The organism is Rhizobium sp. R86522 (assembly GCF_042466255.1).
Lineage (GTDB): Bacteria > Pseudomonadota > Alphaproteobacteria > Rhizobiales > Rhizobiaceae > Allorhizobium.
This window is the reverse complement of sequence record NZ_JAXHBX010000001.1, coordinates 2,560,420-2,576,003: the sequence shown is the minus strand read 5'-3', so window position 1 is coordinate 2,576,003 and position 15,584 is coordinate 2,560,420. Positions and strand designations below refer to the sequence as shown.

At 63.2% G+C, this 15,584-nt stretch carries 10 protein-coding genes; 6 read left to right on the top strand and 4 right to left on the bottom strand.

The window, feature by feature from the left end:
• Window position 1: 1 nt before the first annotated feature.
• On the bottom strand, window positions 2-1,108 hold the full coding sequence (gene mutY, locus SJY08_RS12555) for an A/G-specific adenine glycosylase (RefSeq protein ID WP_377275996.1): 1,107 nt from the start codon (window positions 1,106-1,108) through the stop codon (window positions 2-4).
• A gap of 82 nt (window positions 1,109-1,190) precedes the next feature.
• Here mutY and SJY08_RS12550 point away from each other — a divergent pair, with 82 nt between their 5' ends.
• From SJY08_RS12550 to SJY08_RS12540, 3 genes are all read left to right on the top strand, one after another.
• Window positions 1,191-1,682, top strand: a complete 492-nt coding sequence (locus tag SJY08_RS12550; protein ID WP_054149188.1) for a DUF721 domain-containing protein — start codon at window positions 1,191-1,193, stop codon at window positions 1,680-1,682.
• Window positions 1,683-1,881: 199 nt separating this feature from the next.
• Window positions 1,882-4,152, top strand: a complete 2,271-nt coding sequence (locus SJY08_RS12545; RefSeq protein WP_377275994.1) for a SulP family inorganic anion transporter — start codon at window positions 1,882-1,884, stop codon at window positions 4,150-4,152.
• Window positions 4,153-4,238: 86 nt separating this feature from the next.
• The gene (locus SJY08_RS12540; RefSeq protein ID WP_377275992.1) at window positions 4,239-6,440 is read left to right on the top strand and encodes a SulP family inorganic anion transporter; all 2,202 of its coding nucleotides are present in this window, start codon (window positions 4,239-4,241) and stop codon (window positions 6,438-6,440) included.
• 6 nt (window positions 6,441-6,446) lie between these two features.
• On the opposite strand, the gene SJY08_RS12535 is transcribed toward SJY08_RS12540, so the two are convergent.
• From SJY08_RS12535 to SJY08_RS12525, 3 genes are read right to left on the bottom strand one after another with little or no spacing between them, the layout of a single operon-like run.
• Window positions 6,447-8,681: a CHASE2 domain-containing protein gene (locus SJY08_RS12535; RefSeq protein ID WP_377275990.1), complete on the bottom strand. Its 2,235-nt coding sequence runs from the start codon at window positions 8,679-8,681 to the stop codon at window positions 6,447-6,449.
• Entirely contained in the window at window positions 8,678-11,206 is a 2,529-nt protein-coding gene (locus SJY08_RS12530) for a FecR domain-containing protein (protein ID WP_377275988.1), read from the bottom strand. The genes SJY08_RS12535 and SJY08_RS12530 overlap by 4 nt, the downstream gene beginning before the upstream one ends.
• Window positions 11,207-11,216: 10 nt before the next feature.
• Window positions 11,217-12,614, bottom strand: a complete 1,398-nt coding sequence (locus tag SJY08_RS12525; RefSeq protein ID WP_377275986.1) for a tetratricopeptide repeat protein — start codon at window positions 12,612-12,614, stop codon at window positions 11,217-11,219.
• Window positions 12,615-12,963: 349 nt separating this feature from the next.
• On the opposite strand from SJY08_RS12525, the gene SJY08_RS12520 reads away from it, so the two are divergent.
• The 3 genes from SJY08_RS12520 to SJY08_RS12510 all read left to right on the top strand — a co-directional run bounded on the left by SJY08_RS12520 (window position 12,964) and on the right by SJY08_RS12510 (window position 15,562).
• Window positions 12,964-14,265 (top strand): FAD/NAD(P)-binding oxidoreductase, encoded by a 1,302-nt coding sequence (locus tag SJY08_RS12520; RefSeq protein WP_377275984.1) that lies wholly within the window; start codon window positions 12,964-12,966, stop codon window positions 14,263-14,265.
• Between the two features lie 10 nt (window positions 14,266-14,275).
• A complete protein-coding gene (locus tag SJY08_RS12515) occupies window positions 14,276-14,629 on the top strand; it encodes a DUF5368 domain-containing protein (RefSeq protein ID WP_377275983.1) in 354 nt (117 codons plus the stop codon).
• A gap of 186 nt (window positions 14,630-14,815) precedes the next feature.
• Window positions 14,816-15,562, top strand: coding sequence for a DsbA family protein (locus SJY08_RS12510; protein ID WP_054149180.1), 747 nt, complete (start codon window positions 14,816-14,818; stop codon window positions 15,560-15,562).
• Window positions 15,563-15,584 lie beyond the last annotated feature (22 nt).

Here is a 15,584-nt window from a genome sequence, read left to right as displayed (position 1 = left end):
CTTAGCCCTTAGGAGTTGGAAAGGCGGTTGGAATAGCGGCCGCAATTGCCTTCTTCATGACAGTCGGCAGTGCTTGCCCATCAAGTTCGGTGACGGGCACCCAGAAACCGTGATTGACAGAGGGGCGATCGATCGGCCCGACGCGGTAGATCGAGAGCCGAAGCTCGAAATGGGTGAAGACATGGGCGATCGCGCCCGCCGCCCGCCACTCGGCCGGGAAGGGGGCTGCCCCCGTCCCCGTTTCCCCGTCCTGCCGCGAGGTCCACTCGGTCGTCGGCACCTCCGTCATCCCCCCGAGCAGCCCGCTTTCCACCCGCTTGCGCAGCAGGATGTTGCCATCGCGATCAACAGCGATGAAGGCCGCCCCGAGCCGCACCGGTTTCGCCTTCTTTGCCGCCTTCACCGGAAAACGCTCCGGCTCGTCGGTGGCGAGCGCCAGACAGGCACCGTTGAACGGACAGAGCGCGCAGGCCGGCCGCTTCGGAGTGCAGATCGTGGCGCCGAGATCCATCATCGCCTGGGCAAAGTCCCCGGGCCGGTCGGTCGGCGTGAGTTCCGCGACCTTCGCCTTCATCTGCGGCTTCGATCCCGGAAGCGGCGCCTCGATGGCAAAAAGCCGTGAGATCACCCGCTCGACATTGCCATCCATGACAGCGGATGGCCGGTTGAAGGCGATTGCCGCAACCGCAGCCGAGGTATAGTCGCCGATGCCGGGCAAGGCCCGCAAACCCTCTTCGGTATCCGGAAACACGCCGCCATGCTCGAAGGCGACGGCCTCCGCGCATTTCTTCAGGTTGCGGGCGCGGGCGTAGTAGCCGAGCCCCGCCCAGGCCGCCATCACATCCTCGGTGGGCGCTTCTGCCAGATCCCTGACCGTCGGCCATCTCGCAATGAACTTGGCAAAATAGGCCTTCACCGCGGCAACCGTCGTCTGCTGCAGCATCACCTCCGACATCCAGATGTGATAGGGATCGGGTCTCACACCGCGCTTCGCCGCAGCGGGCGAGATGCGCCAGGGAAGCTCGCGGTGATGCCGGTCATACCAGGCGAGAAGCATGGGAGCCGTCGGTCTTGTCGATGCTTTGCTGGGGAGTGTCACGCCGGTCATTTGCGAAGAGAGGGGAGGATGGCCTATATCTGACCAAAGCAGTCGCCCGTTCAAGGGCCGATGTGAAGGATCCCCAGAGGCCATGGCCACATTCAAGGGCGCAAACCAGATTTCCGAGATTGCCAACGGCATCGTCGACCCGGTGCTGGCAAGGCGTGCGGGCATCAACACGGCGCTGCTCGGCTCCTGGGAAGACATCGTTGGCGAAGGTTTTGCCGATTGTACCCGGCCCGAAAAGATCGCCTGGCCACGCCGCTCCGATCTGCCTGAGGATGGCGGCCATCGTCCAGGCGTGCTGACGGTTGCCTGCGAAGGCGCGCGTGCGCTCTTTCTCTCCCATGCCCAGGGCGAGCTGATCGCCCGCATCAACGGCTTCTTCGGCTATCCCGCGATCGGCCAGGTCCGCATCGTCCAGAAACCTGTTTCGGTGGCGATTACGAGACCCCGTATCCGCAAGCTGGAAGGTGAGAAAGCCCGCCGGCTCGAAGCGATGATGGACGGCATTGAAAACGAGAACCTGCGCCGCGCCGTCGAGCGTCTGGGCACCGCCGTCTTGCAGGCGAAACGCAAATAGCCACCGGCTCTCCCCTCTGGCCCCGACCCGTTAAACCTGCGGGTTTTCCCCGTCGATCTCCGCCTTTCCTGCAGCTGATCCGGCCAAGTTTGGGCCGATCCGCATGGTCGCGTTGCCCGCCACGCCAGCGCCGTCTACCAGTCGGTGAGCCGGCATGTCGTCCCTGGCGGCGAATGCCTTTTCAACAGCAGGAAAAGCCGTGAACATCCACAATCCAGCGCCCGCCCCGGATCGCAAGACCGCGGTCGATGTCGTCCCACGGCAGCGTGCATGGCGTTATCCTGTTCCGAGCGCGGCGAGGCGCTATGTCGCTCCCGTGCTGTTTGCACTGATCGCCGGCATCGATGGCCTCGGCACCAGCATCGCCTTCGCCGCGCTGATCTTTGCCGGGCCGCTGGCTGCCGGCTTCTCCATGGGCGTCGGCGTCATCCTCATGTCCAGCATCGTCATGGCGCTGTGGATTGCGCTGCGCAGCCGCTATCCCTCAAGCATCGGACAGGTGCAGGAGGCGAGCATCGCCATCCTTGCGACCGCGATTGCAACTGCGACCCTGCAGCTCGAACTGGCCCCCGAGGAGGTCAAGGTCGCCACCGCCTTTGCCATTCTCGGATCGAGTGCCGTGGTCACCGGTGTGGTCTTCTGGCTTTTCGGCTTTGGCCGCTTCGGCCGGCTCGTGCGCTTCATGCCCTATCCGGTCGTCGCTGGTTTCCTCGCCGGTTCCGGCTGGCTGCTCATCCAGGGCGCGGTGATGATGATCATCGGCAACCGCAACCTCGTCGATCTTCTCGTCCGCCCCGAGGGGCAGCAGGCGGTCGCCAATCTCTATGTCGCCGTCGTCTTCGCCATCGTCATGGTCTTTGCCATCAGGCGCTCGACGAGCCCACTGACCATGCCGCTGGTGCTTATCGGTGGGGGCGCCCTGTTCTACGCGATGCTGGCGGTGATCGGGGTCGACAGCGAGCAGGCGAGGGCAATGCAATGGCTGCCTGCCATGCCCTCAGGGCCGGGCTTTGCCCTCCCGCAACCGCTTGAAATCGTTTCCACTGCCAATTGGTCTGTTGTCCTGCAGGCCATGCCGGCGATCATTTCCGTCGCGCTGCTCGGCATGGTCGGGCTGCTTCTCAACACCAGCGGTCTCGAAGTTGCCACCCGCCAGGAGATCGACGCCGATGCCGAACTGCGCACGACCGGCATTGCCAATATCGTTGCCGGCGGCTTCGGCGGTGCGCCCGGCTTCACCGGCCTGTCGATGACACTGCTCGCAAACCGCATGGGGGCGAAGGCCCGTTCCGTCGGTATCGCGACTGCCCTGATGCTGGCGCTGATGCTGCCCTTTGCCGGCGAACTGGCCGGCGCCATGCCGACTTTTGTGGCCGCCGGCCTGATGATCGCACTCGGCGTCGAGCTGATCCAGGACTGGCTGTGGCGCACGCGCACCCAACTGCCGCGCATGGAGTGGCTGGTCGTCCTCGCCATTCCCCTCGGCATGGCCGCCTTCGGCTTCATGGGCGGCATGGCGCTTGGACTTGCGCTGTCTATCGCCAGCTTCGTCTACAACTATGCCCGCCTTTCGGTGATCCGCGTCAATGCCTCGCTGCGTGAACGCAAGAGCAGCATCGACCGCCCGCCGGCAGAAAACAGCCTGATCGAATTGGAAGGCGAGCAGGTCCAGGTGCTGGAACTGCAGGAATTCCTGTTTTTCGGCACGGCGGAACAGATCATCGAGGCGATCCGCCGCCGCCAGCAGGATCGCAGCCGCCTGTCGCTGCGCTTCGTGGTCATCGATTTCCGCCGCGTCAGCGGCATGGATGCGGCCGCTGCCGCCACCTTCGTCAAGATCCGCAACCTGCTGGCCGGAAGTGAAGTCGAGCTCGTCTTCAGCAGCCTGTCGCCCGAGATCGAGCAAGCCCTGGCCAGAAACGGCATCGATTTCGTCTCCGACCCTTCCGTCGGCCGGGAGCGTGACCTCGACCATGCCCTGGAGCGCTGCGAGGAACGGCTGATCGCCGCTATCAGTCGCGAAGACACCTGGCAGGATATCGAGGACTATTTCGCCCAGACCATTGGTCCGAGCGCGCGGCTGAAGGACCTGGTCGCCTCGATGGAGGAAATCCGCCTGCAGCCGGGCGACCGCTTCATCCGGGCGGGGGAACCGGGAGAGGATCTCTTCCTGCTCTGGACCGGCCGCGCCAAGGTCGAGGCCGTGCTCGCCAACGGCAAGCGCCTGCGTTTGAGAACCGTCAAGCCCGGCGTCGTGCTCGGCGAGATTGCCATCTATCGCGGTGGACCACGCACGGCCGACGTCGTGGCCGAAGTGCCCTCGACCGTCTATCGCCTGGCCCGGCGCCAGCTGCGTTATCTTGAACAGGCAGACCCCGAGCTGGCGCTTCTCGTCCACCGCCTCTGCGCAACCACGCTCGCCGAGCGGCTCACCATTGCCAACCGCGTGGTGCAGTCTTTGCACGAGTAAGGACGTAGACGCTCGTGACGCTACAGGACGCATCGTTTCCGCAAAAGCCGGACAGACTGCCGGCCGAGACTGCGCCGGAGAGATCCATGCGGCCTCACATGGCGAGGCTCACCGGTCTCATTGCGCCGCTGCTGTTCGCGGTGATTGCCGGCATCGATGGCCTCGGTACAAGTATCGCCTTTGCCGCCCTCATCTTCACCGGCTCCGTCTCCGCCGGCTTCGGCATGGGCGTCGGCGCAATCCTGATGTCCAGCGTCCTGCTCACGCTCGTCATCGCGCTCGGCAGTCGTTACCCGACGAGCATTGGCCAGGTGCGCAAGCCGAATGTCGCTATTCTGGCTGCCGCGATTGCAGCCGCACTGGCCTCTCCCTCGTTGATGGATGCGCCGGAAGATGTGCGCATCATGACCGCCTTCGCCGTCCTCGGCGCCAGTGCGGTCGCAACCGGTCTCGTCTTCGTGCTGTCGGGCGCATTCGGCTTCGGCAAGCTCGTCCGTTTCATGCCCTTCTCGGTCATTGCCGGGTTCCTGGCGGGGTCCGGATGCCTGATGATCCAGGGGGCCGTAAACATGCTTGTCGCGGGGTATCCGGTCATCGACTTGTTCACGACGGTGGATGGCCGTCAGGCGATCGCAAATCTGCACATTGCCCTGATCTTCGCTTTCATTTTAAACTTTGCGCTTCGCCGATCTTCGAGCCCGCTGGTCGCCCCCGGCATCATGCTGGCGGCTGCAGTCCTCTTTTACCTGATGCTAATCGGCCTCGGCGTGGACGCTGAAACAGCGCGGAGCTTCCACTGGCTGCCCGCCCTGCCGGCTGAGGCCGGCCTCGAACTGCCGTCGCCCATCGCCATCTTCACGCATGCCGATTGGTCTGCCGTTATTCACGCAGCGCCCGCCATCGCTTCCGTCGTGCTTCTCAGTATGGTCGGGCTTCTTCTGAACACGAGTGGCCAGGAGGTCGCCACGCGACGCGAGATCGACGCCGATAGCGAATTGCGCACCACCGGGCTCGCCAATCTCTTGGTTGGCGGCTTCGGCGGTGCGCCGGGGTTCAGCAGCATGAGCATGACACTGCTTGCGACCCGCATGGGCGGTGTAAGCCGCCTTCCAGGCTTAGCAACCACGCTGGTACTGGTCTTGATGCTGCCCTTTGCCGGACAACTCGCCGGTGCCATGCCTACCTTCGTGGCTGCCGGCCTTATGATCACACTGGGCTATGACATGGCGGAGGAATGGCTCTGGGGAGCGCGCCGCCAACTTCCGCGCAACGAATGGCTGGTTATTCTCACCATTCCCTTCTGCATGCTGGTCTTCGGCTTCCTGACCGGCATGATGATAGGCCTTGCGCTCGCCATCCTGTCCTTCGTCTACAACTATGCGCGATTGTCGGTCATCCGCAGCGACACGTCCCTGCATGCTCGCCGCAGCAGCACGGATCGCCCGCCCGTCGAGACAACCCATCTGGAAGCGGTTGGTGATCAGGTCCAGGTGCTGGAGCTCCAGGAGTATCTGTTCTTCGGGACGGCGGAACAGGTGGTCGCGGCTGTGCGCCGGCGTTTGCAGGACCAGCATCGTCCCACGCTGCGCAATGCAATCGTCGACTTCCGCCGCGTCAGCGGCATGGACGCTGCGGCAGCCGCTGCTTTAGTCAAGATCCGCAACCTCTTGGCAGAAGCTGGCGCTGAATTGCTCCTCAGTGGTCTGTCATCCGAGAGCCAGGCTACGCTCCGCCGCAATGGTCTCGGCGAGCCACTTGGCCCAGCCCTCCGTCTCGAGCCCGATCTTGATCATGCCATTGAATATTGCGAGCAAAATCTACTGCAAGACATGGCCCGCGAAGAGACCTGGCAGGATATCGAGGATTATTTCGCCCAGACCATTGGTCCGAGCGCACGGCTGAAGGACCTGGTCGCCTCGATGGAGGAAATCCGCCTCCAGCCAGGCGACCGCTTCATCCGGGCGGGGGAACCGGGAGAGGATCTCTTCCTGCTCTGGACCGGCCGCGCCAAGGTCGAGGCCGTGCTCGCCAACGGCAAGCGCCTGCGTTTGAGAACCGTCAAGCCCGGCGTCGTGCTCGGCGAGATCGCCATCTATCGCGGTGGCGCGCGCACGGCCGATGTCGTGGCGGAGGTGCCCTCGACCGTCTATCGCCTGGCCCGGCGCCAGCTGCTCTATCTCGAACAGGCAGACCCTGAGCTCGCACTCCTCGTCCACCGCCTCTGCGCAACCACGCTCGCCGAGCGGCTCACCATTGCCAACCGCGTGGTGCAGTCGCTGCACGAGTAAGGACCTTTACTTGCGGCTGGCGGTAAACACGCCATCCCAGTCTTCGGGAGCTGTATCGGGGAGTTCTGACAGCCTTTCCCGGTAGAGCGCATGGGTGCCGGACAGCCGGTTTGGCGGCAGGACAAGCAGGTCTTTCAGCAACTCGCGTGCAGCCGAAAAATCGCCCGTTTGCCAGGCGCGGATGAAGGCGACATGGGCGGCCAGCAGGTCCGTCTGTTCCGACGCCGCTTCATCCGCACTGCCGATCAAGGCATGCAGCGTCACCGGCGCCTGCCGCCCCACGACACGCACCCGGTCGACTTCGGCGAAGACCAGCCCTTTCGTCCGCGCTCTGACATCCTCCGTCACCAGGATCGAGACCTCGTAAAGCTTGGTCATGCCCTCGACGCGCGACGCAAGATTGACGCTGTCGCCGAGGCAGGAATAGCTGAAGCGTTGGTCGGAGCCGAGATTGCCGACACAGGCCATGCCGGAGTTGAGACCGATGCCGATCTTGAGGTTCATGCCGCTCTCGCGGTTGAGCCTGTCGAGGGCTGAGACCATGTCGAGCGCCGCCAGACACGCCTTCTGCGGATGCTCCGCAATGTCGAGCGGCGCGTTCCAGAAGGCCATGATCGCATCGCCGATATATTTGTCGATCGTCGCCTCGCGCTCCAAAAGCACGTCGGTCATGGGCGTCAGGAAGTTGTTGAGCAGCCCGGTGAGCTCGGTCGGCGTCAATTTTTCGGAGAGGCCGGTAAAGCCTCTGATGTCGGAAAAGAGAATCGTGAGCTCGCGGTCTTCACCGCCCAGCGTCAGCCCCTCCGGGTTTTCGGAGAGGCGTTCGACCAGGGTCGGCGACAGATAGCGTCCGAAGCTTTCACGTACGAAGCGTTTCTCCCGATGGGTGAGCATCAGGAGCAGCGGCAACGCTGTCAGCAACATCGCGCCGAGGGCGAAAAGTGGTAGCAACGGATCGAAAAGCGTGAACGCCCGGGAAAAGGCAAGCCAGGATCCGCTGGCGACAAGTCCGGCCAGCAGCAGGCCCGTCACCACCGAAACGGCCGGCGCGGCTGTTGCAAGGACCGTCAGCAGGATCAGGCCGACGATAACAGCTGCCGCCCGTTCTGCCCCGATCATCCAGTCGGGCCGCTGCAGGAAAACCCCGCTGGCGATCTGGTCGATGATTTCGGCATGCACCTTGACGCCCGGCATGGCGGGGTCGACCGGGGTCGCCACGATATCTCGCAGACCCACCGCACTTGTGCCGACCAGCATGATGCGTCCCTGGATCAGCCCTGCCAATGTTTCGGCCTTCTCCGGATCGAAGAGATCGGCGGCTGAAATCACCGGCATGTTCGGAAGGCCGGAATAGTAGATCCAGATCTCGCCGTCGGCCGATAGCGGCACATCGAGCGCACCGACCCTCAAGTCGGTGAAGGCCGAGCCGTCTTCCGCGCCTGCGGAGCGCAGGATGAAGGAGCCCTCCTGTTGTGCGATCCTCAGCGCCTCGATCGAAAGGGCCGGGTAGAGCCGGTCGCCGCTCATGGAGACGAGTGGAAAGGTGCGGATGATGTTGTCAGGCGTCGGCGGGAAGGAGAAATAGCCCATCGCGGTCGCGCGTTCGGTCAACGCGGAGAGGTTGGACAAGGCGCCTGAATAGGGTGTGAGCCGCGCCCGCGGATCGGGTCCCAGAAACGAGAACCCCGCCTTCGGCTCCGGTGCCGGCGCGTTGGTCTCGTTGCTGAGCGCGATCCCGAGCGCCACGGCATTTAAGGCGACCGAGTTGGCCAGCTGGGCGTCCGGGTCCGGCAGGTCGGCGCCGATGTCGATGGCGATCCCCTGGCGCCGCATCGCCTCGACGAGCCGCGCCGGTGCCGTCCGGTCCGGCTCGGAAAACACGATGTCGAAGCCGATGGCTGCCGCGCCAAGACCGCTTGCCTTGGTCACCATCTCGGCCACAGTGCCGCGCGACCAGGGCCATTGTCCGAGCTTGCCGATCGACACTTCGTCGATGTCGATGACCGCAACCGGTGGATCAGTCGCGTCACGCGGTTTCATCACCTGATAGGTGTCGAAGACCAGCGCCGTGAGCCGAAAGGCCTGGGAGGAGAAAGCTGCATGGCCGAGAATGACCATCATGAGCGCGGCAAGACCGACCAGCACGACGCCGAACTTGCGGCGCTGCGAGGAAGACAGGCGGCGTGATGTCGGCCGCCCTTGTCTCTGTTCGGGGCGCAGGCCTCCGGCTGCCTTGGTCACGGAACGACGCCTGTCGTGCTGCCTGCGAAGATCCCGGTCGACTCCCAGCTGCCGTCAGTCGCCGAGAAATTGCCCATGATCCCCTTGACGGGATCGGTGCCATTGGCGGCGAAAGCGCCTGTGACGCTGCCGGAGGCGACGCCGCTCGTGATGTTCCCACTGAAAGTCGGCGCATTGCTGGCGAAGTTCACCCCGGCGCTGAAGTTCTTGCTGTCGTAGTTGGAGACAGAAACGGTCCCAGAACGCGCGTTGAAATCCATTGTCGAGGTCATCGTGCCCGTAGCGATGTATTGGGCGCTGCCATTGATCACCGTGCCCACGGCATTGCCGTTGTAGGTCGCGGTACCCGAGGTGGGCAGAGCGCTGTTTTCCGGCTGCTTGCCTATGATCCAGTTGCCGAGATGAACCGTGTAGTTGACTTCGCCATAGACATTGCGACCCCACCAGCCCCAGGTCATGAATTCACAGGCATTGCAGATTGTGGAGCTGGTACTGTTGTTGAAGATCTTCGCCGGCACCACGGCAGACGACACCATATAGGCGCCGTCCTTTGAATTGGTTCCGGCAATCACTTGGTCGGACAAATAGGATCGGTCGGCTTCTCCGTAGAATTCGGCGAAGTAGCTGCCGCCGCCCGTGCTGATGCCCCCGGTGAATGTGCCCGCAGCATTGTCGAAGTTGAGGCTGAAGCTGCCGCGCGTCAGATTGTTGCTGCCCCACTGCCGGATCACGGCGGAGGAGAAGCCGTCAACATTCCCGCTGAATGTGCGACTGCCTGAAACAGTTGCCGTGTCGTCACGGCTCGCAACATGTACCTGCTCGTAGCCCTGAAAAGCGGGAGCAGGATCGCCGAATTCTGTTGCGCCGATCGATCCCGACCCGATCACCAGATACTCGCCGTTTGAACCGAGGAAGTGATCCTTCCCGGCGGTCGAGCCAATACTCCCGGCCTGACCCTGGCTGTTCTCGGCGAGCTCGATTGCATCGGTGCGGATCGATCCCGCTGTCGAAGCAACGAGGCCATATCCCCCGCCGGACAAGGACTCGACGCTACCGCTAAAGACATTGATGGCACTCTGCTGGCCGGCTCCAGTGCCGCTGATGACGAGCGATGCCTGTAGCGCACGTCCTATGACGCCGTCACTGGTATCCGACACTCCGCTTATGAGAAGATTGCTCACCACGGCTGCGTCGCTGCCCGCGTCGAAACTGCCGGTGAACGGGATCGTTGTGCCGCTGCCATTCGTCAGCGCAGCAAGCAGATCCGGTTCCAGCACATAGGACAGGATTTCCCCGGTCGAGAGTGTTACCCGTGCATCGGCAGGCGTGCCGCCGATGACGTAGAAGGCCTTGGGATCGTCGTTGCCGGCCGTCAGCATATAGGTGAAGAAACCTCCGCTTCCGGTATAGGCCGTACCGGTCACGGGTGTCCCGTTGACCGAGGCGGACACGCTTCGCTCCGTCAGCACGCTGGTTGAGCTCAACGCCGGCAGGGTGAAGCGGTTACTGTCGCCATCGGCTCCGCTTAGCGTCCCATCGGCGTTTCGGGTGAGTGTCCCGCGCGATGCAGTCAGCCTTAGCCCACTGGAGCCACCGCCTCCAGCCACTTCCTTGGGCGAGAGCCCGGAAACGGCAATCTCTGTGTCGGCACCGCCGCTATTGTTTCCATCGCTGCCCGGCACCTGCGGCCTCGTCCCCACATCCCGCTGCGACGCACTCGCCACCTCTTCGACCGGTGTCGTCACGATCGGGCGCGGTGTCGGCACGGGGATGGCGTTATCCGAAGGCAACTGGGCGGAATTGCTCTCGGCAACCGGGCTGCTGGCCACTGTCTGCTCCGTCGGCGCATTGCTCGCGCCACCGCTCTGGCCAGGCCGGCCGGCGAGCACCTGCTGCAGCCCGCTCACCCATTGCGGCGGGGTGCGCTGGACGCGCGGCTGTCCGTCGCCGGCAACGATGGAGAAGCCCTGTTTGAACAGCCGCTGCGGCGCGCCATTGCCGGTGAGCTGCACTTCCTTGCCATAGACCAGCGTCATGTGCGGTGGCAGGGGCTGGCCGTCGGGCGTCTGGCCGCTAAGGTTAATATCGACCACCGCGCCGCGAATGCCGGCCGTGCCGATCGGCGTCTTGATCGTTACGTTGCCGCTCGCCTTCGATGCCTTGCCGCCGATGAAGCGCAGCGCCCCCTTGCTCATGGTCGCCGCCAGCGCAGCCGTGTTCTTCTCCGGATCATAGACGAAGCTGTCGATCACCACGGACGAGTTCGGACCGACCGTGAACGAGGTGCCGTCGGCCAGAAGGATCTGCACAAGGCCGGCACCACTCGTCTCGATGCGGTGATTGCGGATCACGGGGTCGCCGAGCGAGATCAGGCGCGTCTTGCCAGCGCGGTCGATGGTGCTTGCATCGGGATTGACCGCCGCGGTGACGCCAGCGACATCGGTCTCTGCGCTGACGGGAAACGCCACGACAACGAAGAGTGCCGCGGATGCGGCCAGCAGGGCATGACGGGTGTTTGGCTTCATCGTGATGCTCCTAGAACGCGGACTGGATGCCGATCGACAGCGAGATGTTGTCGAAGCTCTTGATGTCATAGTTCGACCAGACCTTGCGGTAGCCGGCCTCTGCGACGAGCGCCACGCGCTCGCTGAACGGCACGATCTGGCGCAGGTTGAGGCTGAAGTCGGTGTCTCGCTGACGCGTCGCCGAATTGATCATGCTGTCGGGATCGTCATAGCCGCGTCCCGCGACCGCCGCTTCTACCCCGGTGACCCAGGCCGGCCCGTCGCCGATGAGGGCGGCATAGCGATAGGTGCCGGAGATCGCCCCGCCCAGTTCGCTCGAGGACAGGTAACCCACCTCCGCGTCGCGCCGGGTCGCAAGAATGCGCCCCGTCAGGCTGAAGTCTTCGGTGAGATTGTGCGACCAGGAAAACTGGCCGTCGAAACGATGGCCGCTCTGCAGGTTTGCGGTCCGGCGGGACTTGGTGTTGGAAAAATCCTCATAGCGGTATTGCAGGCTGCCAGAGAGACTGTCGACCGGTGTCACCTGCCAGTCGATCGTCGTCGAGACCCCCGCGGATGCCATGTACCGGTCACCCTCGATCAGAACGCCGCTGGTGGTCAGGAGGACGGAGAGCGTCCGGTCGTCGAGCCCGAAACGTCCAAGATCGAAGACCGGGCCGGCATAGGCCTCGACCGCAGCCGTGTTCAGTGTGTTGCGGTCGCGGTAGCCGGCGGCATAGCCGGAAAGGCCTGCCTCCAGCGATAGTCCCTGGATATCGGTGTCATGGCGATAACGCAGCCCGCCATTGACGAAGCCGTTGAAGTCCTCGCCGGCGACGCTCAAGCCGTCCAGTGTGTAGGAGAGGCCATTCAGCGTCACCGTCGAATTGCCCGGGCCCGCATTGGCATTGCTCTGATAGCGGATGCCGGTCCTGATCATGCCGGAGAATTGCGAGGGGGCGCCGCGCTGGTCGATGGCCGAAAGATACTGGTCGACCTTGGCGGAGACCTCCGGCGGCATGTCGCCTGCGGACTTCGCCGCGTCGAAATACTGCCGAGCGGTCTCGTAAGCCCCGAGACGGTAGTACAGAACGCCGAGTTCAAGCTGCAGCCGTGGCAGGCCGGGCGCGTAGATCAGCATACGTTCGAGCGTCGAGATCGCCCCTTCCAGATCGCCGGCCTCGGAGGACAGCGCTGCATATTCGAAAGCGGTGTCGAGATCGTCGGGTGCTGCCATCATCCGGCCGAACAAGGCTTCTCGCTTGGCCTCGACCTCGTCGATCGATGCGCTGCCCGTCCGCGGCGCGACGTTTTGGGATTGCTGCGCCAGGGCTCCGCCCACAGACAACGCCACGCAAAAGGTGGCAAGTGCGAGGCTCAGATTATGGGCAGCGAGAGAGAAAGTCTCCCGGCTCTTCGGCAACGTCATGGGAAAAGGAACTCTGACTGTGATCGAGCGGAAATCTCTAGGGCACGTTAAGGTCTTGTTAGAATAACTCAAACGCGACTGGACCGGCCAAGTTTGGGTCTTTGCATGGTTCATCGGCCAGAAGCGATGAATTGTTAGCTGTCTCACGATCTGGCGGCAATGCGTCGGCACGGAAATCCCCGACGACAGTCTAGTGCGAGATCTCAATAACTACGTTGCATTGAAGATACGAAATAATATATATGACGGCGATAGATGATGAGGACCTCAGCCGTAGGCGATGCTGTCTCGGCGAGGCGTTATCCAGAACAGGCAAGGGGGCACTTGCTGCACCCCGGGGGAGGAAGCAATGAAAACCAGCAGACGACAATTTTTCGGTCTGGCGGCCGGTGGAGCGGCACTGGCCGCGGCACCTTTGCACAGCGCGACGGCACAACCCGTCAAGACCAATGCCCGAATTCTGATCCTTGGTGCGGGTGCGGCCGGAACGGCGCTTGCCAACCAGTTGTCCAACCGACTCGACGGCGCCAGGATCACCATTCTCGATCCGCGCAAGCAGCATTGGTACCAGCCGGGCTTCACGCTGATCGCCGCAGGCCTCAAGCCCGCGTCCTATTCCGTGTCCGGCACGGCCGACTGGCTGCCTGCCGGCGTCGAATGGATCGAGGAAGGTGCGGCCGAAGTCGATCCCGACGGCAAGAAGGTGGTGACGGAGAGCGGCAAGGCGATCGAATACGATTTCCTCTTCGTCGCGACCGGTCTCAAGCTCGACTACGCGGCGATCGAAGGCATGTCGCTCGACCTGATCGGCAAGGACGGCATCGGTTCCGTCTATGCAGGCCCTGATTACGCCGAGAAGACCTGGGCGGAGATGGACCGCTTCACCGACAAGGGCGGCCTTGCACTTTTCTCGCGCCCGGCCACCGAGATGAAATGCGCCGGCGCTCCGCTGAAATACACCTTCCTCACCGAGGATTATCTCACCCGCAAGGGTACCCGCAGCAACTCCAAGATCGTCTATGCTGCCCACAACAAGGCGCTTTTCGGGGTGCCGATCGTCTCCGAAAAAGTGCGCATGCTCTATGAGGAGCGTGGCATCGACACGGTCTACGAACACGTGATGAAGAAGATTGATCCCGTGCGCAAGATCGCCACCTTCACCACACCGGAAGGCGACAAGGAACTCGGCTACGACTTCACCAATGTCATCCCGCCGATGCGGGCGCCCGATGTCATCTTGAACAGCCCGCTGCCCTGGGCTGACAAATGGGTGGGCCAAGGCTGGGTCGAGGTCGACAAGCACACCCTGCGCCACACACGTTATCCCGAGGTCTTCGCGGTCGGCGACATCGCCGGCGTGCCGAAGGGCAAGACGGCGGCCAGCGTCAAATGGCAGGTGCCCGTCGCCGTCGACCAGCTCGTCGCCCAGATCGAGGGGCGCGAGAGCAAGGAAAGTTACGATGGCTATACGTCCTGCCCGCTGATCACCCGCATCGGCTCGGCGATGCTGGTCGAGTTCGACTACAAGGACAATCTCGTCCCGTCCTTCCCCGGACTGATCGCCCCGCTGGAAGAGCTCTGGATTTCCTGGCTGATGAAGGAGATCGCCTTGAAACCCACCTATAACGCCATGCTGCGCGGTCGCGCCTGAGGAGGATGCCATGAAGGACATGACTGTCGGAATGATCGTCGCGGTTCTCGAAGAGATCTTCGGCCATACCCTGTTCTGGGTCATGGTCGTGGTCGCAGCCGTGATCACGCTCGCCTATCTTTACGTGCTGATCCGCGATCGCCAGGTCTCCTGGAAGAAGTTCCTGCTGGCCCAGCTTGCCATGCCGCTCGGCGCGATCGGCGCCGTCTGGTTCGTCCAGGCCGTCACCCGCTCCGGCTTTGGCGACATCGGCGGTCCCGTCGATATCATCGTGCTGCTCGGCGTCGCCGCCATGGGGGCCATCGGCATCGCGATCCTCGTTTACACGGTGCAGTCGCTGGTGAGCCGTCCCGCGGTTCGCTGAAAACGCACCTTAAAGTGACACCGGACCGGCAGGCACATGACTTGCCGGTCTCGGCAATTTTGCCGTGGCTACGGTTAAAAGGTCACGGATCTTTGATTTTTCAGGTGGGAGCCTGCCTTGTTTGGCGCCTTTTGCCGTTATAACGGTGAAGCCATCCAAGATCCTTGCAACGCAGGTAACTGACCCATGTCGACATCCGAACTCTCGATCACCAAGCGCCGCCTCCTCGGCGGTATCGCCATTGCCGCCGTCGGTCTGGCACTCACCGCCTGCAGCGACGCAGAAGACAAGGCCGCCAGTGCCGAGCCCAAACCCGCCGTCAGCAACGAGACGACCGCCTCGACGACCTCTGCCGAGATCCCGACTGCCGATCGCGACGTCGACATGGAAGAGGCATTGAAGCCCGGCCCGCTGAAGGAAATGGCGCTCGGTGACCCGAACGCGCCGGTCAAGATCATCGAATATATGTCGATGACCTGCTCGCATTGTGCAAACTTCCACGTTCGCACCTTCGACGAAATCAAGGCGCGTTATGTCGACACCGGCAAGGTCTATTTCGTCGTGCGCGAATTCCCGTTCCCGCAGGACACCGCATCGCTGGCGGCCTTCATGCTGGCGCGTTGCACGACCGAAGAGCGCTACTTCCCCTTCGTCTCCACGCTTCTCAAGCAGCAGTCCGCCTGGGCCGCGCCGGCCGACGGCGACGTGCGCAATGCCATGCTGCAAATGTCCAAGCTTGCCGGTTTTACACAGGAGAGCTTCGACGCCTGCTTGACGAACGCCCAGCTTGCCGGTGATGTGTCGGCAGTCCGCGACCGCGGCGCCCAGGAATTCGGTGTCCAGTCGACCCCGACCTTCCTGATCAATGGCAAGGCCTATTCGGGGGACATGTCGGTTGACTCCATGTCGGCCCTCATCGACAGCATGCTCTGATCGACGATCCGTTCTGACGACG

Coding starts and splice junctions, on each gene's coding strand:
- mutY (WP_377275996.1), bottom strand. CDS start 1,108: ATGACCGGCGTGACACTCCCCAGCAAAGCATCGACAAGACCGACGGCT.
- SJY08_RS12550 (WP_054149188.1), top strand. CDS start 1,191: ATGGCCACATTCAAGGGCGCAAACCAGATTTCCGAGATTGCCAACGGC.
- SJY08_RS12540 (WP_377275992.1), top strand. CDS start 4,239: ATGCGGCCTCACATGGCGAGGCTCACCGGTCTCATTGCGCCGCTGCTG.
- SJY08_RS12530 (WP_377275988.1), bottom strand. CDS start 11,206: ATGAAGCCAAACACCCGTCATGCCCTGCTGGCCGCATCCGCGGCACTC.
- SJY08_RS12525 (WP_377275986.1), bottom strand. CDS start 12,614: ATGACGTTGCCGAAGAGCCGGGAGACTTTCTCTCTCGCTGCCCATAAT.
- SJY08_RS12520 (WP_377275984.1), top strand. CDS start 12,964: ATGAAAACCAGCAGACGACAATTTTTCGGTCTGGCGGCCGGTGGAGCG.
- SJY08_RS12515 (WP_377275983.1), top strand. CDS start 14,276: ATGAAGGACATGACTGTCGGAATGATCGTCGCGGTTCTCGAAGAGATC.
- SJY08_RS12510 (WP_054149180.1), top strand. CDS start 14,816: ATGTCGACATCCGAACTCTCGATCACCAAGCGCCGCCTCCTCGGCGGT.